Origin of the sequence: Parabacteroides sp. CH2-D42-20 (genome assembly GCF_003670185.1) — a bacterium.
GTDB lineage: Bacteria > Bacteroidota > Bacteroidia > Bacteroidales > Tannerellaceae > Parabacteroides > Parabacteroides distasonis.
This window is the reverse complement of sequence record NZ_RAYG01000027.1, coordinates 46,292-67,597: the sequence shown is the minus strand read 5'-3', so window position 1 is coordinate 67,597 and position 21,306 is coordinate 46,292. Positions and strand designations below refer to the sequence as shown.

Genomic DNA, 21,306 nt, shown 5'->3' with positions numbered 1-21,306 from the left:
TGAAAACCTAAAGAGAGACTTTCTCCTTAATTTTCAATTCTCAACTTTCAACTTTCAATTAATTAGTTTTGTATTTAAAAGAAACCTTAGCCAACTCCTCGTTAGCCTTCACGATTTTCTTCTTCAAATCCTCCTTATAAGCGGATAGCTTCTCCTGAAGTTGCTCGTCGCCGACGGCAAGCATCTGCACCGCAAGGATACCAGCGTTCAAAGCGCCATTGATGCCGACAGTAGCCACAGGGATTCCCGGAGGCATCTGTACGATAGCCAACAAGGCATCCATACCGTCCAGCGTAGAGTTGATAGGCACGCCGATCACGGGAACCGTCGTCATGGAAGCGATCACACCGCAAAGATGAGCGGCCATTCCGGCAGCGGCGATGATAACCTTGATTCCACGTCCTTTAGCTCCTTTGGCGAAAGCCTCCACCTCAGCGGGAGTACGGTGCGCGGATAGAGCATGCATTTCGAACGGGATCTCCATCTCATCCAAGAACTTAGCCGCCTTCTCCATAACGGGTAGATCCGAGGTACTACCCATGATAATACTTACAACAGGTGTCATTCTTATTTAGCGATTAATTTTTGATAGTCTTCAGGGGATAATAGTTCCTCCAACTCAGAAGCGTCCGTAAGAGAAATCTTGATTAACCAACCTTTACCATAAGCGTCTTCATTAACCAATTCAGGAGCGTCTTCCAATTCAGCGTTTACTTCCAAAACCTCTCCGCTAACCGGCATGAAAAGATCGGAAACAGTCTTAACAGCTTCAATCGTACCGAACACCTCTTCTTTAGCGACGGTCTCCCCCTCTGTCGTAATGTCTACATAAACGATCTCACCTAGCTCGCCTTGAGCGTAATCAGTAATACCAACATAAGCTACGTCACCTTCTACACGAATCCACTCATGGTCTTTTGTGTACTTTAAATCTGCAGGAAAATTCATAATTTTAGTGTTTTTATTAGATGAATAAATAGATATAACTCATTAATGAGGCTACAAAGGTACATATAAATCCCAGACAAAACCCCGCATATACCTGCATTGGTGTATGCCTTTTTAAAAAGATACGCGAGGTACCTAATAAACCAGCCACGATCAACACGACTATAAAAGCCCAGTAGGGATTTATCATATGGATACGCGCCACTCCCATAATACCGCCCAGTAACCCGCCGATACCAATGGCATGCGCGCTAATCTTCCAAGCAAAATTGATGCATAAGGCGATTACCAAGGCTACGCAAGCCCCGATCAGCATCGCTAACAACCAAAACGGCATCAGCATCTTATACAGGAAAAAGATACATACCAAGATGGAAGTGATAAAAATCAGATAAGGAACCACTCGCTCCTTCCGGTCGGAAAGCTCTATATCGCCGGCCGCGCCATTTTTCACCAATAAGAAGATGAAAAGCCCGGGAACTATCGCTGTCGAAATAAAGGTACCTCCGGCAATCAGCAGCTTCACAGGTAACGGGTAAATGGCGAGAAATGTAAACATCAACGCCAACACGATCCCATAGGTCACCATAAGCAACGGATGGAACACGAAGGATATTATATTCGAGAATAGTTTCATACGCTTTTATATTTCTTTTCTCAGACGAGCTACCGGAATCCCCAGTTGCTCCCTGTATTTCGCTACCGTACGCCGGGCGATGACATACCCTTTTTCTTTCAGGATCGTAGCCAACTCCTCATCGGTCAACGGTTTTCGTTTATCTTCGGCATCTACATGTTCTTTCATGATCTTTTTCACCTCACGGGTCGAGATCTCCTCACCGGTATCGGTCTGCATAGACTCGGAGAAAAAGTATTTCAACGGATAAATACCGAAATTCGTTTGCACATATTTACTGTTACTTACCCGGGAAATAGTGGAGATATCATATCCCGCACGCTCCGCTACGTCTTTCAAGATCATGGGATGGAGGGTAGCCTCATCGCCTGTCAGGAAAAAGTCCCGTTGTAAATAGATAATCGCCTCCATGGTACGCTGCAAGGTCTCATTACGTTGCTTGATAGCGTCGATGAACCACTGGGCGGAATCCAACTTTTGTTTCACGAACTGTACGGCATCCCGCCTCTCAGCGGTTTGGTTCGCCTTATTCGCCGTATAATCCTGAAACATCTCGGCATACTCCCGGTTGATACGCATATCCGGTACCCCCCGGTTATTCATGCTCAAGATAAGCTCTCCATTATGCGCTTCCACCACGAAATCCGGGATGATCTGGCTCATCGCCACTTCCATAGAACCACCCCAACTACTTCCGGGTTTCGGATTTAACATAGTAATCTCGTGAATGACCTTCTTTAACGTTTCCTCATCGATATCGAGACCTCGTAAGATCTTATCGTAATGTTTGCGGGTGAACTCCTCGAAATATTCGGTCAAAACACGAATCGCCAAATTTGTAACCGGAGTATTCTCCTTCTTATCCAGCTGGATCAACAGACATTCTTTCAAGTCACGGGCACCTACCCCGGCAGGCTCAAAATCTTGGATGATATTCAAGATAGACTCGATCTCCTTCTCATCTACCTCTTGTCCGGCTTGGAAGATCAAATCGTCCGCTATCGCCGAAAGGTCCCGGCGCAAATAACCGTCATCATCGATATTTCCAATGATATACTCCGCTATTTTCATTTGCTTATCCGGTAAATCCCTTAACCCGAGCTGCTGTAACAGAAACTCATTCAAGGATTGGCTTACGGAGAAGGGGACATCCTCTTTCCGTTCCGCACGCTCGGTCATTTCCCGTAGCTTATAATCAGGTATATCGTCTTCCGTTAAATAATCTCCCAAAGAAAGGTCGGTCTCAGTATCAACAGAAGGGATCTCTTCTCCCCCCTCCTCGCTTTCAGTTCGTTCAAAATCATCAACAGGCTCTTTTCCTTCCTCCAAGGCTGGGTTATCTTCCAGCTCATGCCTCACACGTTCTTCCAACTCGATCGCGGGAAGCTCCAGAAGCCGTATCAACTGTATCTGCTGAGGGGATAGCTTTTGCTGTAACTTTTGTTGTAACTGTTGCTTTAACATAATCTAACTCATTGCACTGTAAGGGCAGGACAATCACCCGCCCTCTTATTTATCAACATGCAAATATAAGTTTTTAGTTTTAACAGTACAGCTATTAAACTATAATAGTTCTAAACAAGGTGCATGATCTTTTGCCCGACGGATCATTGCCCGGCCTCCAAATAACAAACAGCTTAAATCCGGGCCCCGAAACATTTTGTCAAAAAGGGGTAACATAAAAACACGTACGTGTTTTCAAAAAAAGACGTACATGTTTTCGGAAAAACACGTACGTCTTTTTTTAAAGGCTTTATAGAGTCTGATTCTACCTAGTACTTGAAGCTTCCTCCCCCCAAGAATTCACGGAGCAAAGAAGTTCCCGGCAACTCTTCCGTAGGGATATAATTAAAGTAGCGAAGGAAACGAAGCAAACGATATGCCTCGGCATTCGCTTTATTGCTCTCGGGTACTTGCGCTAGGATCGGTTCCGCATATTTCCGCAAAGCGGCCAACTCATACAACATGGCGCTATTAAACATAGCGTCCGCATTCTCCTGATACGGAAAGATCCATTTGTCCTCACCCCGGCGAACACTCGGCCAACGGTTGATCGTATCTTCCGCCGAATATCCCCTAAAGCGATAATCCCGGATGATACGGCGCAGCAGGCGATTGTCCGTCGTGGGTATCCAGTTGTGGTTATCCAAGGAGATAGAGGTCAAGACCGAGACATACACCCGATACTTATATTTATCGTCGATAAACTCCGTCAGCTCCGGATTCAAGGCATGGATACCTTCTATCACCAAGATCGAGTTCTCACGAAGCTTAAGCTTCTTCCCTTTGAAAACCCGTTGGCCGGTCTCGAAATTAAAAGTCGGCAAATCGATCTCTTCCCCGGATAACAACTTCTTCAAATCCTTATTAAAATAAGGTAAATCCAGCGCATACAAAGATTCAAAATCATACTCGCCATGCTCATCTTTCGGTGTATCTTCCCGATTCAAGAAATAATCATCCAAGGAAATTCCTACCGGATGAAGCAGGTTAGTCGTCAATTGTACTTGCAAACGCTTGCAAAACGTAGTCTTTCCCGAAGAAGAAGGGCCGGAGATCAAGACGATACGGATGCCCTCTTTATATCCATCGGCGATCTTTTCGGCGATCTTGGCAACCTGTTTTTCCTGCATCGCCTCAGAGACAAGGATTATATCCTGAGAGCGGCCTTTCTCTATCGCTAAATTCAAATCCCCCACATTATCTAAGCCGACAGTCCGCTGCAATGTAAGGTGTTCCTTATAAGCCTCGAACATCTTATCCTGCTTGATGACAGGCTGCAATTCCATCGGATCGGTCTGCTTCGGGATACGGAGCAAAACGCCATCCATATACGGTTCCAAGTCAAACAATTGGATATAGCCGGTCGAAGGGGTTAAACAGCCATAAAAGAAGTTGATATAACCTTCCAACTCATAATAAGAGGTATAAGGCAATCCCGCCGTCTCTATTAAGCGAGCCTTATCATTCATACCCCGCTCCCTGAACAATACGGCGGCATCCACCGTACGGACACTCTTATGGAGGAAAGGAAGATCCGCGTCAATCAACTCCCACATACGTTTCTTGATCTTCTCGATCGTCTCCAGATCGATGTTCTTGCCGTTATGGATCACGCAATAGTAACCTTTCGACACCGGATGTTCCAGATTTAAGGTCGCCGTCGGCCAAATATCATACACCGCCTTGGAAAATATATGGCAAAGCGAGCGGACATAGGTTCTCAATCCGGATAATTGAGTATAGTCGATAAATTCGATATCCTTCGGTTGCCAGCAACGGAAGTTCAAGCTTTCCGTCTTATTATTCACTTGCGCGTTCATCGGCCTGTACCGAAGCGGAGCGCCAACCGCCGTATAAATGTCCAACAACGAAGAACCAATGGGTACATCCTTGTAGGTATTATTATTTTTGCAGTAAATTGTTATTGTCTCAGACATACTATCTCAGTTATTATTTGTAAATTCGCCCCCTAAAGTTAGGAATATTAATCGGATATACAATCCACTTAAACGTAATTTAAATGGACTATTCTTTTTTTGATTTTCTCCGGCTGATCGGCTCCTTGGCGCTGTTCTTGTACGGAATGAAGATCATGAGTGAAGGGTTACAAAAATTTGCGGGTGACAGTTTACGACGAATACTAACCGCAATGACCACGAACAGAGTAACCGGTATGCTCACCGGGGTGTTAATAACGGCTCTTATCCAATCATCATCGGCTACGACGGTTATGGTCGTGAGTTTCGTGAATGCCGGACTCTTGACATTGACCCAATCCATCGGAGTCATTATGGGTGCCAACATCGGAACCACGGTAACGGCATGGCTTATCTCCGCCCTCGGTTTCAAGGTCGATATCGCCGCATTCGCCCTTCCCCTTTTAGCTTTCGCTCTCCCACTCTTCTTCTCAGGAAAAAGCTCTCGTAAATCAATTGGTGAATTTGTTTTTGGTTTCGCGTTCCTGTTCATGGGTCTTCAAAGTTTAAAGGCAAACGCCCCGGACCTCGGAGCGAATCCGGAAATGCTGGCTTTCGTGCAGAATTATACGGATATGGGATTTTTCTCCATCATCTTGTTCTTATTTATCGGAGCGATCTTAACCATGATCGTACAAGCCTCCGCCGCCACGATGGCTATTACATTGATTATGTGTGCCAACGGCTGGATCGATTACCATTTGGGAGTCGCTTTGGTATTAGGCGAGAATATCGGAACTACGATTACGGCCAACTTAGCCGCATTAACCGGAAACACACAAGCACGACGAGCCGCGTTAGCGCACCTTGTTTTCAACGTTTTCGGTGTCATGTGGGTTTTGGTGCTCTTCTACCCTTTCACGAATGCCGTCTCATGGTTTGTTACCCATGTAATGAAGGTCAGTGATCCGGCTGTGGCGGTATCCTTTAAACTGGCAGCGTTCCACACTGCATTCAATATCAGTAATACTTTCATTATGATCTGGTTCGTAAGCTTGATCGAAAAGACCGTATGTACGCTTATCAAGCCCAAGGTGGAAGACGAGGAATACCGCCTTCGCTATATCACGGGAGGTATGTTATCCACCGCCGAGCTTTCCATCCTACAAGCTCATAAAGAAATCTCATTATTCGCCGAGCGTACGGCTAGGATGTTTAATATGGTGAAAGAATTATTCTACGAGAAGAATGAGGAGACCTTCCTCAAGACTTATAGCCGCATCGAGAAATACGAGAATATCAGCGACCGCATGGAGATCGAGATCGCAAATTACTTGACTGAAGTATCGGAAGGCCGTTTGAGTTCTGAAAGTAAGGAAGAAATCCGTATCATGCTACGTGCCGTCTCGGAAATCGAGAGTATAGCAGATTCTTGTAATAACCTTGCCCGAAGTATCAAACGCAGAAACGAGTTCAAATCCGAATTCACGGAGGAGCAAAACAAGCACTTGGATCATATGTTCGAGCTGGTATCCGGGGCGTTAAATCGCATGAACCTAATTTTGCATAAACCGGAACTCGTACATGATGATATCAATCCTTCTTATAACATAGAGAACGAGATCAACAACTATCGTAACCAGTTGAAGAGCCGGAATATCGAAGATATCAACAATAAGCTGTACCAATATCAAGATGGCGTTTATTACATGGACATGGTTAGTGAAAGTGAAAAGCTGGGCGATTATGTATTAAATGTTGTTCAAGCGGTTATCGAGAAGAAAATATAGCGTATATTTGTCCTTAACAATATCAACAGCCCTTTTCCGTTATTGAGAGAAGGGCTGTTTTTAATATATATCCACTATGAATTATAAGTATTATACGATCGTTATCCTTGGCCTTTTAGCATTCTCCGCTTGCGAGAAAGATGATATTGACATTCCGGCAACCGACAATGAAGTAAATCAATGGATCGAGCAAACGATGCGAGAGAATTATCTTTGGTATTCCGAGTTCCCGGATAAAAGTTCCTTGGACTTTAGTCTTGATCCGGAGACCTTCTTCAAGGGCCTGTTATCCGATAAAGACGGGAAAGATCTTCCTGAAGGTCATCATTACTTTTCCCAATTAGAGAAAGCGACCGTAACAAAGAGCATTTACGACGCGAACAACTCATATGGATTCGATTTCGCGACTTCCAACCTTAAAGACGGAGGCAGTACCTATAAAATAGCCATTGTCCTTTATGTATTAAAGGATTCACCCGCCGAAGAAGCCGGATTGAAACGGGGAGACTGGATACTTGGTGTAAACGGCTCCTTGGGTTCTATCCAAGACTATGATGTGTTGAGAAGCGGAGGCAGCGTATCCCTCCAACTAGGAAAAGAAATAGGAAACACCAAGGGATTCGTCTCCACCCGAAGAGTTACCTTGAACGCATCCCGAACGGTAGAAGACACCCCATTCCTAAAAGATTCCGTATACACATATGGCAATAAGCGAATCGGCTATTTGATGTACAACCATTTCGCCTCCAGACCAGATGAATACGATTATAGCGACACTAGTTATAATCTTTATTTGCAACAACTCTTCGAAAAATTCAAAAGCCGCAACGTCAATGAGTTCGTACTTGATTTACGCTATAATGGGGGTGGGCTTGTCAATTGCGCCCAATTACTGGCTTCGCTATTAGTCCGTGAAAACGTTTTAGGAGAACCTTTATGTATCATGGAGTATAACGATAAAAACTCCAATAAAAATGAGACCTTGCCTTTACTCAAAACGACCGAGGTCATGGCGGGAAACTTAAACCTACAACGGCTATTTGTTTTGACAGGTTCAACTACGGCTTCTGCCTCCGAACTTATCATTAACTCGCTACGATCTTATCTAGACGTTCGGGTTATCGGTAAGCAGACTTTTGGCAAGACCGTCGGTATGACGATCTACAATGAATCTAAAAAATATGGCTGGATACTTTCTCCCGTCACTTTCCATATTTATAATAAGGATCGGGAAGCTGATTATGAAGACGGATTTCATCCCGATATAGCTATTGATGAATTCAAGAGTGATCTAGCTGAATTCGGAGATTTGAAGGATCCTTTATTAGGACAAGCTATTTACGAGATAACCGGCCAGTCACCACTCTTACGATCCGCTACCCCGAGGGGCAACCGGGAAATCCAATATAATCCCCCGTTGTCCTATAAGGATAACTTATTACTGATTCCAAAAGACTAAAAACAAAATATATGGAAAGCGCATTTCTTAAAATCATAAACGCAAAAGTATTAACTCCTTCGGGCCTCCTACCAAACGGGCAAATCATCATCTCAGATGGGAAAATAGTGGATATCACCGGGCAAAACCGGGAGATTCCTCATGCGGAGATCATCGACGCAAAAGGATATTATGTGGCTCCCGGCTGTATCGACACGCATGTACACGGCGGCAACGGACATGATTTCACGGAAGCTACCCCGAAAGCGTTCTATGCGATCACAAGAGCACATGCTTTACAGGGAACAACAGCTTTATATCCTACATTGGCAGCGGCCCCTATCGAGACCTTCCGGGAAGCGATCAAGACCTGCGAGCACATCATGAACCACCCGGAACAGGGGGCCCGTATCATGGGATTACATCTCGAAGGCAACTATTTGAATATGGCTATGAAAGGCGGACAAGACCCTAATTATATTTACCCGCCCGATCCCCAAGAATATAAGGAATTACTAAACAGTACCCAATGTATTAAACGCTGGAGCGCCGCCCCCGAGCTTGACGGGGCCTTGGAATTCGGTAAATATGCGTCAGCTCATGGTGTGTTGGTTTCACTAGCCCACACCACAGCCGATTATCTCCAAGTGAAAAAAGCATACGAAGCCGGATTCACCCATGCTACCCACTTCTACAATGCCATGACTTCCGTCCATAAAGACCGTGAGTATAAACATGAAGGAACGGTAGAAGGTATTTATCTCATGAAAGATATGACCGTTGAAGTTGTAGCCGATGGTATCCACGTACCACCAGCAATCTTAAAGTTGGTATATCAAATCAAAGGGGTAGAACGTACGTCCTTAATCACGGACGCAATGGCCGCCGCCGCTTGCGATAACGGTACGGAACATTTTCCGGACTCCCGGGTAATTATCGAGGAAGGCGTATGTAAATTAGCCGATCGCTCAGCTATCGCAGGAAGTATAGCTACCGGAATCCGCTTGATCCGTACCTTAGTCGAGAAAGCGGAAATTCCATTGCACGACGCTGTTCGTATGGCTTCCGAAAGCCCAGCCCGCCTAATGGGTATTTTAGACCGTAAAGGAACATTGGAGAAAGGAAAGGATGCCGATATCATCATTTTCAACAACGATATAGAGATTCAAGAGACCTTCATCGAAGGTAAACGGCTCTCCAAAGAATAAGAAATCCAATAAACAATGACTTCTCCTATCTTGTTTTTAGATAAATAAGGGCATGAATGTATATGGAAAACGTAAAAGAACATTACTGGAGATACTCATTGATCACCATTATATTAGGACTAGGGGTAATTCTATTTTTTAAGATTACCCCGTTTCTTGGAGGTATACTTGGAGCATTCACCATCTATATATTGCTGCGTGGACAGATGTTCCATCTGACAGAAAAGCTAAATATGAGACCGGCTTTTGCAGCTTTACTGTTACTGGGGGAAACAATCTTATGTTTCTTAATCCCAATCACATTGGCGATCTGGTTGGTAATCAACAAAACTCAAAATATTAATTTAGACCCGACTGTACTGCTAAATACAGGCCAACATATAGCGGATCTAGTTCAGGAAAAGACCGGGTTTGATGTACTGGATAGAGGAAACTTATTAAAAGCGGCCTCTATACTCCCACAAATCGGACAGTTTTTAGTGGGTAGCATAAGCAGTTTCGCCGTAAATGTCGTCGTCTTGATTTTCATTCTGTACTTCATGCTGATAGGCGGAAGAAAAATGGAAAACTATCTATACACCTTATTCCCCTTCAGTGATCAAAACAAGGATGAGGTACTCAACGAGATCAATATGATCGTAAAATCAAACGCCATAGGTATCCCTCTTTTGGCGGTTATACAAGGTATCGTAGCAGTGATCGGTTACTTTATCTTTCAGACTCCCGATCCGCTGTTATTTGGGTTTCTCACTTGTATCGCTACGATCATTCCCATTGTAGGGACCGCATTGGTCTGGGTTCCGTTGGCGGCTTATATGGCTTTAAACGGAGATTGGGTACATGCCTTGGGATTGGCTATTTATGCCTTGCTTGTTATTACGAACGTCGATAATCTGATTCGTTTTATCCTACAAAAGAAGTTGGCGGATATACATCCGTTAATCACCGTCTTCGGAGTCGTAATCGGGTTGTCCTTATTCGGATTTATGGGGATCATCTTCGGGCCGTTGTTATTATCCTTATTCCTTCTTTGTATAGATATCTTCAAGAAGAGCTATTTGGATAAATAAAGAGTATCTACAGGACAGGGTATCTTAAAAAGTCATACCTTTACACTACATTTTGAGCAAAACGAATTAATATGTCACGTAGAACAGTAAACAATTGGAAGCCTATCAAGGGGCAACCTCTCACCGAATTAGACAAGAAAATCCTATATATCCAAAATAAAGGACATTTAGTACCCACCCGCAAGCTTATCAAGACTCCAGAGCAGATTGAGGGCATCCGCAGAAGTAGCGTGATCAATACAGGGGTGCTGGATTTAATCCAGAAGGAGATTAAAGAAGGTATGTCTACAGCTGTTATCGATAAATTGGTGTATGATTATACGGTAGGGCATGGAGCGATTCCAGCCCCCTTAAACTATGAGGGGTTCCCTAAAAGTGTATGTACCTCTATCAACGAGGTCGTTTGTCACGGTATTCCCAGTGAGAAGGAGATCCTAAGAGACGGTGACATTATTAATGTGGATGTCTCAACTATTTTAGATGGTTATTATTCGGATGCGTCCCGCATGTTCATGATCGGGAACGTATCTCCGGAAAAGCAGAAATTGGTACAGGTCGCCAAGGAATGTCTGGAGATCGGTATGAAAGCGGCGAAACCGTTCGGATTCGTCGGTGATATAGGCAACGCTATTCAAAAGCATGCGGAGAAAAACGGATTCTCTGTCGTACGGGATTTATGCGGACATGGCGTCGGTCTGGAATTCCATGAGGAACCGGAAGTTTGTCATTTCGGACGGAAAGGAACTGGGATGCTTTTAGTTCCGGGTATGGTCTTTACGATCGAGCCTATGATTAACATGGGTACTTGGAAAGTATTTATCGACGAGGAAGACGGTTGGACGGTCATCACCGAGGATGAACTACCCTCCGCCCAATGGGAACATACCTTCTTGATGACAGAGACAGGATTGGAAATTCTTACCTATTAATATCTAATGCAATTAACGCTTCCGGGCCTTTTCCCGGGCGGCCTTTTCCTTTTCCCGCAAGGCTTCCTTGCGGGCTTTTTCTTTCTCTTTCAATTTTTGCTTGTATAAACGTTCCTTCTCCTTACGTTCTTTTTCTTTCTCTTTCAAGCGTTGCTTATAAGCACGTTCCTTTTCCTTACGAAGGTCCTCACGAGCTTTCAGTTTCGCCTTACGATCCGCTTCCGCTTGTTTCAGCTTGGCTTTACGGTCGGCTTCCAGCTGTTTCTCTCGATCAGCCTTCGCTTTCAACAGGGCACGTTCTTCCTCCGCTTGCTTCTTGAGAAGTTCTTCCTGTTCTTTCGCTTTCTGCTCACGTAATTCCTTATCCGCCTTTTGCTGGGCCTCGAAAGCCTTACGAGCCTCTTCCTTGCGGGCTTCTTCTTCGGCAGCTTCCCGTTTACGGATCTCTTGGATTTCTTTCAAGGTCATGCCTTGATCCTCAACCGCCGGCTGAACAACAGGAACCGTATCCTTACGAAGGGTATCGACAGGCTGGATTTCCGGTTTGTCAAACGCAGGGACCTCAATCGTATCCGGGACGACTGGTATAGGCTGTATCTCGGGCTGTCGGACAGGTTCTTGAACAGGCTGTTGTTCCTCTTCCGGAACTTCGGCTTCTTCTTCCGTGATCATTTCATCTTCAGTCGCCTCCTCCTCCTTAGCGGCTTCCATACGGGCTTTCCAACGACCTGCCAGATCCGGTAATTCCTCACCGAAGCTCTCATCGAAGAAGGTGATATATTCATCCAAGGTCTTGCCACGCATCAAGGTCTCATAATTATCATCAGAGATCGGTAACACGGCAACCGCTTTATTCAAGGCCGTAGCATAGCCATCCTTACCGTATATCATCTTATAATATTGGATAATCTCCTCAAAACTAATGAATCCTTTAATCGCCAGCATACTGATCGGGCCGGCCTGCTCCAAAGCCAAATCAAACTCTTTTACCATGAAGTTCGCGAAGTTATAAGCGGCGACAACGAATAGCAACTGGTTCTGATCTACGCTACCCGTAGGATATACCAAAAGCATCTGATAAGGCGTGTTCCGTTCCGGATTAAATACACGGGCCGAATCCTCGGCAGATAACATACCATCCTCGCCCAAACCGAATCGTAAGTTCCAACTCATACCTTTCACACCGCCCTGCACCAAGGCACGTCCCCGAAGAACACCTTTCAACATCTCCCCGGCCAGTTCCGTGACATCCGCATTCGGATACTTCTCGACCAGCGCTTTCAAGGCATTCTTAAAGCCTTCCGCATCCCCGGCCTGCACATATGATAACGCATCCAAGAACATGAATTTAGGCATCAATGTAGCCAATGGATATTTCTCGCTTACGTACCGGAAACTCTTACGTACATACGCTGTATCGCTCTCCAGATAGCGGTCGTAAGTAGCTTGATAGATCGAGTCTTGTACCACATCCATCATGCGGATATTATACTCGTAATTCGGATCAGCCACAGCTACCGCATAATCGCTTTCCGGGAAGGCGTTCATTAGTTTATTCTTATACTCGGTAGCCAACGCTGTATTTCCGGTTTTCAGGGCCATCAAATATACTTGATAATAGCTCTCCAAACGGTGCTCATTATCCGGGAAACGGCGTTCCAAATTCTCGAACGCCTCGACAGATAAGGGGATATCTTCCAACTTATCTTTATAGATCATCGCCATATTGTAAAGACCGTCTATAATAATAATGTTAGAAGCGTCTATATCCTCTTGCGTGAAAGGTAACTGCTGTAGGTAATACTCACGGGTATGCGGATCATCGGCGGCAACAGCCGGCAGATCACCGCCTATCGAATCGGTCGGCAACGGCTCACCGTCCGGCCCTACCATTTGGGTGGAATCTCCCTCGGCCAGCATCTCCTCATCCAGATTCTCATTAAAGGTAGAGAGTTCCTTCTTACGGCGGCGCCAGTGATCTTCCAACGGACGACGTCCCCATTTACGCTGGAACTGTGTCTTTCCTTGCGCTACAGTCTGAGGGTTATAGAAATAGAAAGACGCTCCACCGGACGCGTTCGGCAAGACAACAGCGTTGGTTTCCGTACCGGGACGGTCGATTCCAGTGCCTTTCGCTTCCTGCTCGGCCAGATAAGCCTCCTTCTCAGCCAAGGCTTTCGCCTCTTCCTCCTCTTTCTTTACCTCCTCAATCTTCTTATCGATAATCGCTAACCGCTCCGCTTCCGGTAATTTAGCCAAGGCTTGCAAACTGTCTTGAAGATGGACCGCTTCTACATGCACGACCAATTCATCCAGAATCGCCGACAATTTAGAAACCCGTTCATAATCCCTGTATTCCTTTTGAATTCCGGCTAAGGCTCCGCTAAAGCAAGGTTGCGCTTTCACGTAATCCCGCATCGTAAAATAGATATCTCCCAGCTTTATCTGGCAGATCGCCTTATCCATTCCATTCAATGTACTCTTATCGATACCGAGTTGATAGTTCTTTATGGCATTCACCGTATCTTCCCGGCTGAGGTATACATTTCCTAAAGCATAGTATACTTGATCCAGATAATCCTTATTCTTCTGGCTTTTCGCCATTTTCTCGAGCATCTTCACCACTTTCAAGTAATTCGTACCCGAGAATACTTCTGTCTGACGGATACGTGAGGCAAATTCCAACTCATACGGAGGATTCGAACGGGCTACCTCACCAAAGGTCTTATAAGCCAAGCCATCTAATTCTTGATCCGCATAGATTTGTCCCAAAAGATACTTCATCCGGGTACGTTGCTTCCGGTTTTTCTCCGCCTTGATAGCGGTCTTCAGATAAGGGATGGCATCCTCGAACTGCCCGTTCTTGATCAAATAATCGGCATACACCGCCGCATATTGCTTCAAGGCGGAAGCAGGAATACCGTTCTTGTTCATCTTATCCAAGATATCCTCGGATTCATAGAACCAACCCATCTCGGAATAACAACGGGCTTGCCACAAACGGGCCTCGGCCACGACCTCCTCGTCCTTCGCGTAATGACGGGCTATATAGGAAAAGGTAGCGGAGGCTTGCAGGAAATCGGCATTGTAAAATTGCGCCTGTCCCATGATCAGCCAACTATTCTTTAAGAAAGGATTATATTCCTCTTGTTCTTGGATAGCACGTAGTTTGGGATTATTCCGCCAGCCCGGTTTCTTGGCCGGTTTCGCTTTTATGGAGTGTAATTTAATAGCTTTATTACTTTTCTCGATCGTCCGGTCGAAAGGGCCGCCCGGCTCGGCTTTGTCTTTAGGCTGGGCGCTAATCGGATACATATAGATCCTGTCGGAATAGTTCTCTTTATATCCGTCCTGTTGGCTTTTCAGTGCCTCGTCAAACGCTTGTTTTCCATTGAAATAAATATTATAACGGGTCGTAAAGGCATGATAAAAACGGCTCGCTTTCGTGTTCTTCTTCGTGCTGCACGACCAAAGCAAGAGTACCGTTAATAACGCCACTATGTAATAAAACCCTTTTTTCATTCTTTAATTAACGCCGTAACAACGGTTTTATTGCTTTCAAGGCCAAAAAGAGGACCACCAAAAACAAGATGATAAACGCACCGGAAGGCACGTTCAGGAAATAAGAAAGAACCAGTCCGGACACGCAACCCAGAAAGCCGATCGCGATACTTCCCCACATGATCTTCTTGAAGTCGGAAGTAAACAGGTTCACCGTTATTTGAGGCAAGGTCAGCAAACTCATCAATAGCATAATCCCTACCAAACGGATCGAAAGAACAATTGTCATGGCGATAAAGCACATCATCGTATACTCGATCCATTTTACCGGCAGGCCTTGCGTGACAGCGAAGTCACGATCGAACGCCACGTAAACAATCTCACGGAGGAAAAGGGAGAATATGAGTATCAACAATACCACCAACCCTAAAATCCATAAGATATCGGCCGTAGAGATCGTTAATATATTGCCAAATAAATAAGCGGATAGATTCGGGGCGTACCCCGGGGTAAGAAAGATGAAAATCACGCCCAAAGCCATACCCAGCGACCATACGCCCGCTATAGCGGAATCCTCCCTTACGTTTTGCGTCTTGCTCGCCCACTCCACGCCAAAGGCAGAGAGGATCGAAAACAACATCGCCATCAAGATCGGGTTTGTTCCCAGATAAAAACCCAAGCCCAAACCTCCGAACGAAGCATGCGTGATCCCTCCGCTGATAAATACCAACCGGCGGGATACGATGTAAGTCCCGACAATCCCACAAGCGATGGCGGTTAGCAAGCTCCCGATCAAGGCGTTCTGAAAAAAGGCATATTGCAATAAATCCATATGATTCGTTTCCTAAATTAATGAGTACGGCGTTCGCCAATGATCAGGAATGCCTCATCCTTCAAGGCATCCGGCAAATTGATCCCTCGCAATTGCAGGCTACGGAGCCAACCGGCCACCTCCACTTCCCGGAGGGTATAAAGCACTTCACTAAACTCCTCAACGGCTTCCTCATCGTAAGCGTCCGCTTCCACTCCTTGGAACCGATCCAGTTCCTCATCGTTATAATATTCGATTTTCTTGCTGACGGCGGCTAATAAACTATCCCGCTCGCAAGTCTCATGTTGTCCGCAGCAAACCTCCGGAATCTCCTGTGCCTCGGGGATCTCCGAGATCTCCCCCCGTTCCAGCATCTTCTGAAGTTTCTTATTCCGGAAATATCCGGCGATAGCGGCTACGACACCCAGGCCTATAAGACTTATGACAATGTACCACATAATTCAATTGAAAATTGAGAATTGAAAACTGAAAATTAAAGGGCTGATTCCCTAATAGAGAAACCAGCGGCCTTAAGATCTTCCCAATAATGGGGATAACTCTTGCTGACCACTTGCGGGTGGGCGATCTCTATCCCCTCGGGACGTACCAAAGCGGCGGGAGCGAATGACAAAGCCATCCGATGATCCTCGTAAGTGGCGATTACCGGATGCGACTCCGGTTCCCTGCGTTCACCGTTCCACTCCAAGATGCTATCATTGCGATCCGTCAACACATAACCTAATTTACGAAGCTCTGTCTTCAATGCCTCGATCCGATCCGTCTCCTTTATCTTCAATGATTGAAGTCCCGTAAAGCGGAAAGGGATATTTAATAACACGCAAGTCACCACAAAGGTTTGAGCCAAATCCGGTTCATTCACGAAGTTATAAACCAACTTCTCACAGATATTTCCAGTATGCTTTAACATGACTCCACGTTTCGTATAAGTAGTGCCCACTCCCAATTGAGCGAATAACTTCGCTCCGGCGGCATCTCCCTGCAAGCTATTCTTGAATAAACCTAACAATTCGATCTCAGCATTTTTCGATAACGCCATGATCTCATACCAATAAGAAGCGGCACTCCAATCGGATTCCACCGTAAAACGAATCGGCTTATACTCTTGGGGGAGCACCTTGATCGTATTCTCCGTCCAAGAGGCTCTCACTCCATATTGCTCCATCAATTGCAAGGTGATATGGATATAGGGCCTAGAGATAATAGCGCCCTCCAAATGCAACGTAACCCCACTTTCTGTTAAGGGGGCGATCATCAAGATAGCGGATATATATTGAGAGCTAACATTTCCCGGTAGCGAGATCTCTCCGCCTTGCAAGGCGCTTCCGAAAATACGCAAAGGAGGATAACCCTCCTTCTCCATGTACTCGATCCGGGCGCCTAAAGCGTTCAGCGCATCCACCAACACCTTGATCGGACGGTTCTTCATGCGTTCGGTTCCCGTAATCGTCCATTCGCCCACCACCTTCGAGAGGAAAGCAGTAAGGAAACGCATCGTCGTACCCGCCGCACCCACATTAAAATCCCGATCGTTCGAGTTCAATGCCTTTACCATCAAATTTGTATCATCGCAATCGGATAAGTTCTCCACATCATATGCGCTATAACTTAGCGCATTCAAGATCAATGCCCTGTTACTGATACTTTTAGAAGCGGGAAGCTTTACGGTAGTCCGGATAGCGGAACCCGGAGCATCTATCTGATAATTCATCGCTTTCGTATATTCAAGATTCAAGAAGCAAAAGTACGAAAATTAGCGTACATATGGAGTATAACTGCGGGAAACTTTCTTCTTTCCTCTCACTACATGACTCCTTACATTAACAACGGACCCCTTTGCCGACATGATACAGAAACCGGCCTTCGGCTTTCTTTATGCTTCTTCTCGAACACCAATCGTGACAAGGCGTTCGTTTAAACCGATCCAACCAGTAGACGGGAGGGGCAATAAAACGCCCTTTTAAGTGAGAATATTCCCGTTTTCAGGCACGAAAGGCGATGAAAGCCTACACGTATAGTCGCGTTGGGCGACGCCAATACTGCCGTTAGGCATTATAAACAGTCACGAATAGGGTTGTCAGTAGTCGTGAATAGGCATCGTAACCCGGTTAGAACCCAGTCGTAACCCTATCGGATAGCCCGAAGAAGTCAATGGATAGGAATTAGGATGAATTATTTTCGCTAGAATGAAAGGCGGTTTTTCGGTATTGTATTATCAATGAACGAATTATTGTTTTTTTCTTGCGTATTTGGCAACGAGTCGTACATAGTCCCGGAAAAATCGGTTCTCCGGGACTTCAGTTTACAAAATGTCAGAATGTCAAATCGCCAAACGGTCTTATCACAAGGCCTTCATCTTCAAGAAATGCTTCCAGAAAAAGAGGATCTGGTAATCAATAGAATTATTCCAGTATTGTGAATCATGATTACCCGGGCGAGTGATAAAGTCGTGGTCGATGCCTTGTTTTAATAACGCCTCGTGGTAGTTTTTATTCACCTCCAAAAAGAAATCGCTGTCACCGCAATCGAAGATCAAAGCGATCTGGTCTTTCCTCAAGGTTGGAACCAAATTGATAACCGTGTACTTCTCCCAGTTTTCCGGATATTTCGCCTTCTCACCTATTTGCACGCTCATCTCCCAGTTTTTCGGGAAAGGGCGGATATCCACGCCACCGCTGGTACTTCCCGCCGCGGAGAAAACATCGCTATGACGAAGGCCATTCCACATAGCGCCATGTCCACCCATGCTCAAGCCGGTAATAGCACGTCCCTTACGATCGACCACGGTCTTATAATGGGAATCCACGTATTTCACCAACTCATCCGAGATGAAAGTCTCATACCGTACATCAGCGTTCAAAGGGCTATCCCAATACCACGTATTCTTACCATCCGGGCATACGAAAAAGATGCCCTTCTCATCAGCGATCTTAGGTAGATCCGGCTTGATACCGACCCATGTACAAGCGTTACCGCCATAGCCATGTAACAAATAAATCACCGGACACACTTTCGTCGCGGCCACATCCGGACTTACCACGACTACCTCTATACTTTTATTCATCGAAGGACTTTTCACTTGCAAAGTATCTACCTTCGCTGCCTGTAAACCGAGCGGAAGCAAACAAACCAACGCTACCGCTACCTTTTTCATCCAATTCATATCAGTGAATATTAATGATTAATTCCCCGTAGCCTTGTTTTCAAGGAACTACGGGGACAAATATACAGATTTTACAGCCAAAAACTTATTTACTTAACGAGAAAGGACGATCCTCTTTCGCGGTTCCTCTCGTCTTCTCCGGTTGATTGCCCATTTGAAGCTCCAGCACGCCCCCATTCACGATATCGCTGTAATGGATATAATTACGTGTATGTCTCTTCCCGTTCAAGGTAGCGTTTTGGATATATACGTTATCCTTACTATTCCCTTTCGCCTCGATCACGAACTTCTTGCCATCCTCCATCGTAATCGTAGCTTTCCGGAATTTCGGGCTACCCAATACATACTCATCCGTCCCCGGGCAAACACTGTAGATTCCCAACGCGCTCAATACGTACCAAGAAGACATACCGCCTTGATCCTCATCACCCGGATAACCATTTTCCGAGCTATTATATAACCGCTCCATCACCTGACGAATCCAATATTGCGTCTTCCAAGGCTGGCCTGCGTAACTATACAAGTAAATCATATGCTGGATCGGTTGATTACCTTGGGCGTACTGTCCCATCTTCGCCAATTCCATCTCCAGCATCTCATGAATTTTCGTTCCGTATGTTCCATATTTCACGATACCGGGTAAAGCGAAAACAGAGTCGATCTTCGCCACGAAACGCTCATCACCTCCTGTCAAATCGATCAACCCTTGGACATCATGGAAAACCGACCAATTGTAATGCCAAGCATTCCCCTCGCAATAAGGACCGCCCCATTCGAAAGCATCGAAATCCGCCCAACTACCATCCAATTTACGACCTCTCATAAAACCGACAGATGGATCGTACACATTCTTGTAATTATAAATCTGGCGGGCAAAGACCTCCTCATAAAACTTATTCCCAGTCATTTTCGCCAACTGATATGCACAAAAGTCATCATAGCAATATTCCAACGTCTGTGCCGTAGATCCCATGGATTCCGGATAAGGTATATATCCCAACTGATAATAATCCTTCCAACGAACCCGTCCGTTGGCACCGCCCCAAGGTCCCTTATTCATCGCCTCATGCGCATACGCTTTCAAGGCTTTCTCCGGATCGAAAGTGCGGATACCCTTCACCCAAGCATCTGTCAATAAAGAGATCGAGTGATTCCCTACCATCCCGCCGGTCTCACTCGGGAACGACCAAGAAGGTAACCATCCACATTGCTCCTGAGCGTCTAGCAAGGCTTGCATATATTGCCCCTGCATCGTAGGGTGCAAGATATTCGTCAGCGGGAACTGGGAACGGAAAGTGTCCCAAAAACCATTATCGGTAAACATATATCCATCATGAATCTTCTCATCGTACGGACTATAGTAGTAAGGAGAACCATCCTCTTTCTCCTCATAAAACTTATGGGAAAACAAATTGGCACGGAACATGCAGGAGTAGAAGGTTTTCATATCCTCCTCGGTTCCACCTTCCACCAACACACGATTCAATAGCTGGTTCCATACATCAGCAGCCGCTTGCTTCGTCACTTCTACCGATGAGTGCTTACCTAGCTCACGAGTCATCGTAACCTCCGCTTGTTCCGGACTGATATAAGAGGTAGAGACCTTGGCCTGTACCTTAGAGCCTTTTGCGAATTGTACATAGGCACCGATTCCTTCCCCTTCCCGACTCAAATTATTCTTCTGGATCGTATTCTTACGATTCTCCCATGTACCATAGCTAACGAAAGGTTTATCAAATTGAATGATAAAATAATTCTTATGTGTCTTCGGAGAGAAAGCCCCATTGTGTACATAGCCGGTGATCCGGTGGTTCGCTACATCGATTTGTACCTGACTGGTTTTCGTATAGCCATCCAGTACGAGAAAAGCGTCTCCCTTCGCGGGAAAGGAAAAACGGAAATGAGCGGAACGGGTAGTTGGCGAGAACTCCGTGGTAATACCATTCTCCAACGTAACCTTATAATAATGAGGTTTGGCAATTTCTTTATCATGAGAGAACGGAGTCGCCCGTTTGGACTCATCAACAACCAATTCCGGTACAGGCATCAAAGAGAATACCCCGTAATCTCCCACCCAAGGGCTACATTGATGCGTCGGTTGGAAACCCCGGATCGTAGTGGCCGAGTATTGGTATTTCCAACCATCACCATTCTTCCCGGTCTGTGGAGACCAACTATTCATGGGATAGGGAACCGCCGTAGTCGGGTAGGTATTTCCCCAACTCAATTCGTAAGTCGAGTTTGTTCCTTGCAAAGTATTTACGTATTGTACCAAGTCTTTCTCCGCAAAAACAGGGAAAGAGAGGGTTAAACAGAGGGCTAAAGCCGCCCCCTGTTTATAAAAAGTATTAAGTTTCATGTTATTTTATTTACT

16 protein-coding genes are annotated in these 21,306 nt (G+C 45.5%); 5 read left to right on the top strand and 11 right to left on the bottom strand.

What is annotated here, in order from left to right:
• Positions 1–58: 58 nt before the first annotated feature.
• The 5 genes from purE to D7V92_RS15960 all read right to left on the bottom strand — a co-directional run bounded on the left by purE (position 59) and on the right by D7V92_RS15960 (position 5,025).
• On the bottom strand, positions 59–565 hold the full coding sequence (purE, locus tag D7V92_RS15980) for a 5-(carboxyamino)imidazole ribonucleotide mutase (RefSeq protein WP_005860041.1): 507 nt from the start codon (positions 563–565) through the stop codon (positions 59–61).
• Between the two features lie 2 nt (positions 566–567).
• A complete protein-coding gene (gene gcvH, locus D7V92_RS15975; protein ID WP_036618680.1) occupies positions 568–948 on the bottom strand; it encodes a glycine cleavage system protein GcvH in 381 nt (126 codons plus the stop codon).
• A gap of 16 nt (positions 949–964) precedes the next feature.
• The gene (locus D7V92_RS15970; protein ID WP_036618678.1) at positions 965–1,585 is read right to left on the bottom strand and encodes a hypothetical protein; all 621 of its coding nucleotides are present in this window, start codon (positions 1,583–1,585) and stop codon (positions 965–967) included.
• A 6-nt stretch (positions 1,586–1,591) separates the two neighbouring features.
• Entirely contained in the window at positions 1,592–3,049 is a 1,458-nt protein-coding gene (rpoN, locus tag D7V92_RS15965; protein ID WP_057328462.1) for an RNA polymerase factor sigma-54, read from the bottom strand.
• A 308-nt stretch (positions 3,050–3,357) separates the two neighbouring features.
• On the bottom strand, positions 3,358–5,025 hold the full coding sequence (locus D7V92_RS15960; protein ID WP_057328463.1) for a nucleoside kinase: 1,668 nt from the start codon (positions 5,023–5,025) through the stop codon (positions 3,358–3,360).
• An 83-nt stretch (positions 5,026–5,108) separates the two neighbouring features.
• Here D7V92_RS15960 and D7V92_RS15955 point away from each other — a divergent pair, with 83 nt between their 5' ends.
• The 5 genes from D7V92_RS15955 (at position 5,109) to map (ending at position 11,439) form a co-directional block, all read left to right on the top strand.
• Positions 5,109–6,794: a Na/Pi cotransporter family protein gene (locus D7V92_RS15955; RefSeq protein ID WP_009016699.1), complete on the top strand. Its 1,686-nt coding sequence runs from the start codon at positions 5,109–5,111 to the stop codon at positions 6,792–6,794.
• Between the two features lie 76 nt (positions 6,795–6,870).
• Positions 6,871–8,253 (top strand): S41 family peptidase, encoded by a 1,383-nt coding sequence (locus tag D7V92_RS15950; RefSeq protein WP_121773292.1) that lies wholly within the window; start codon positions 6,871–6,873, stop codon positions 8,251–8,253.
• Between the two features lie 11 nt (positions 8,254–8,264).
• Positions 8,265–9,440, top strand: coding sequence for an N-acetylglucosamine-6-phosphate deacetylase (nagA, locus tag D7V92_RS15945; RefSeq protein ID WP_121773291.1), 1,176 nt, complete (start codon positions 8,265–8,267; stop codon positions 9,438–9,440).
• A gap of 56 nt (positions 9,441–9,496) precedes the next feature.
• The gene (locus D7V92_RS15940; protein ID WP_005863489.1) at positions 9,497–10,510 is read left to right on the top strand and encodes an AI-2E family transporter; all 1,014 of its coding nucleotides are present in this window, start codon (positions 9,497–9,499) and stop codon (positions 10,508–10,510) included.
• A gap of 71 nt (positions 10,511–10,581) precedes the next feature.
• The gene (gene map, locus D7V92_RS15935; RefSeq protein WP_005860093.1) at positions 10,582–11,439 is read left to right on the top strand and encodes a type I methionyl aminopeptidase; all 858 of its coding nucleotides are present in this window, start codon (positions 10,582–10,584) and stop codon (positions 11,437–11,439) included.
• A 12-nt stretch (positions 11,440–11,451) separates the two neighbouring features.
• Here map and D7V92_RS15930 read toward each other — a convergent pair whose 3' ends face one another.
• The 6 genes from D7V92_RS15930 to D7V92_RS15905 form a co-directional block, all read right to left on the bottom strand.
• Positions 11,452–14,961, bottom strand: a complete 3,510-nt coding sequence (locus D7V92_RS15930; protein WP_121773290.1) for a tetratricopeptide repeat protein — start codon at positions 14,959–14,961, stop codon at positions 11,452–11,454.
• Positions 14,962–14,968: 7 nt separating this feature from the next.
• Positions 14,969–15,772 carry a metal ABC transporter permease gene (locus D7V92_RS15925; RefSeq protein WP_005860097.1) on the bottom strand — a complete coding sequence of 268 codons (804 nt, stop codon included), beginning with the start codon at positions 15,770–15,772 and terminating at the stop codon, positions 14,969–14,971.
• A 17-nt stretch (positions 15,773–15,789) separates the two neighbouring features.
• Positions 15,790–16,209 carry a hypothetical protein gene (locus D7V92_RS15920; protein WP_005860099.1) on the bottom strand — a complete coding sequence of 140 codons (420 nt, stop codon included), beginning with the start codon at positions 16,207–16,209 and terminating at the stop codon, positions 15,790–15,792.
• 35 nt (positions 16,210–16,244) lie between these two features.
• A complete protein-coding gene (locus tag D7V92_RS15915; RefSeq protein WP_121773289.1) occupies positions 16,245–17,480 on the bottom strand; it encodes a 3-phosphoshikimate 1-carboxyvinyltransferase in 1,236 nt (411 codons plus the stop codon).
• Between the two features lie 630 nt (positions 17,481–18,110).
• Positions 18,111–18,932, bottom strand: a complete 822-nt coding sequence (locus D7V92_RS15910; protein ID WP_121773288.1) for an alpha/beta hydrolase family protein — start codon at positions 18,930–18,932, stop codon at positions 18,111–18,113.
• Positions 18,933–19,017: 85 nt separating this feature from the next.
• A complete protein-coding gene (locus tag D7V92_RS15905; RefSeq protein WP_121773287.1) occupies positions 19,018–21,291 on the bottom strand; it encodes a GH92 family glycosyl hydrolase in 2,274 nt (757 codons plus the stop codon).
• Positions 21,292–21,306 lie beyond the last annotated feature (15 nt).

Coding starts and splice junctions, on each gene's coding strand:
- purE (WP_005860041.1), bottom strand. CDS start 565: ATGACACCTGTTGTAAGTATTATCATGGGTAGTACCTCGGATCTACCC.
- gcvH (WP_036618680.1), bottom strand. CDS start 948: ATGAATTTTCCTGCAGATTTAAAGTACACAAAAGACCATGAGTGGATT.
- D7V92_RS15970 (WP_036618678.1), bottom strand. CDS start 1,585: ATGAAACTATTCTCGAATATAATATCCTTCGTGTTCCATCCGTTGCTT.
- rpoN (WP_057328462.1), bottom strand. CDS start 3,049: ATGTTAAAGCAACAGTTACAACAAAAGTTACAGCAAAAGCTATCCCCT.
- D7V92_RS15960 (WP_057328463.1), bottom strand. CDS start 5,025: ATGTCTGAGACAATAACAATTTACTGCAAAAATAATAATACCTACAAG.
- D7V92_RS15955 (WP_009016699.1), top strand. CDS start 5,109: ATGGACTATTCTTTTTTTGATTTTCTCCGGCTGATCGGCTCCTTGGCG.
- D7V92_RS15950 (WP_121773292.1), top strand. CDS start 6,871: ATGAATTATAAGTATTATACGATCGTTATCCTTGGCCTTTTAGCATTC.
- nagA (WP_121773291.1), top strand. CDS start 8,265: ATGGAAAGCGCATTTCTTAAAATCATAAACGCAAAAGTATTAACTCCT.
- D7V92_RS15940 (WP_005863489.1), top strand. CDS start 9,497: ATGTATATGGAAAACGTAAAAGAACATTACTGGAGATACTCATTGATC.
- map (WP_005860093.1), top strand. CDS start 10,582: ATGTCACGTAGAACAGTAAACAATTGGAAGCCTATCAAGGGGCAACCT.
- D7V92_RS15930 (WP_121773290.1), bottom strand. CDS start 14,961: ATGAAAAAAGGGTTTTATTACATAGTGGCGTTATTAACGGTACTCTTG.
- D7V92_RS15925 (WP_005860097.1), bottom strand. CDS start 15,772: ATGGATTTATTGCAATATGCCTTTTTTCAGAACGCCTTGATCGGGAGC.
- D7V92_RS15920 (WP_005860099.1), bottom strand. CDS start 16,209: ATGTGGTACATTGTCATAAGTCTTATAGGCCTGGGTGTCGTAGCCGCT.
- D7V92_RS15915 (WP_121773289.1), bottom strand. CDS start 17,480: ATGAATTATCAGATAGATGCTCCGGGTTCCGCTATCCGGACTACCGTA.
- D7V92_RS15910 (WP_121773288.1), bottom strand. CDS start 18,932: ATGAATTGGATGAAAAAGGTAGCGGTAGCGTTGGTTTGTTTGCTTCCG.
- D7V92_RS15905 (WP_121773287.1), bottom strand. CDS start 21,291: ATGAAACTTAATACTTTTTATAAACAGGGGGCGGCTTTAGCCCTCTGT.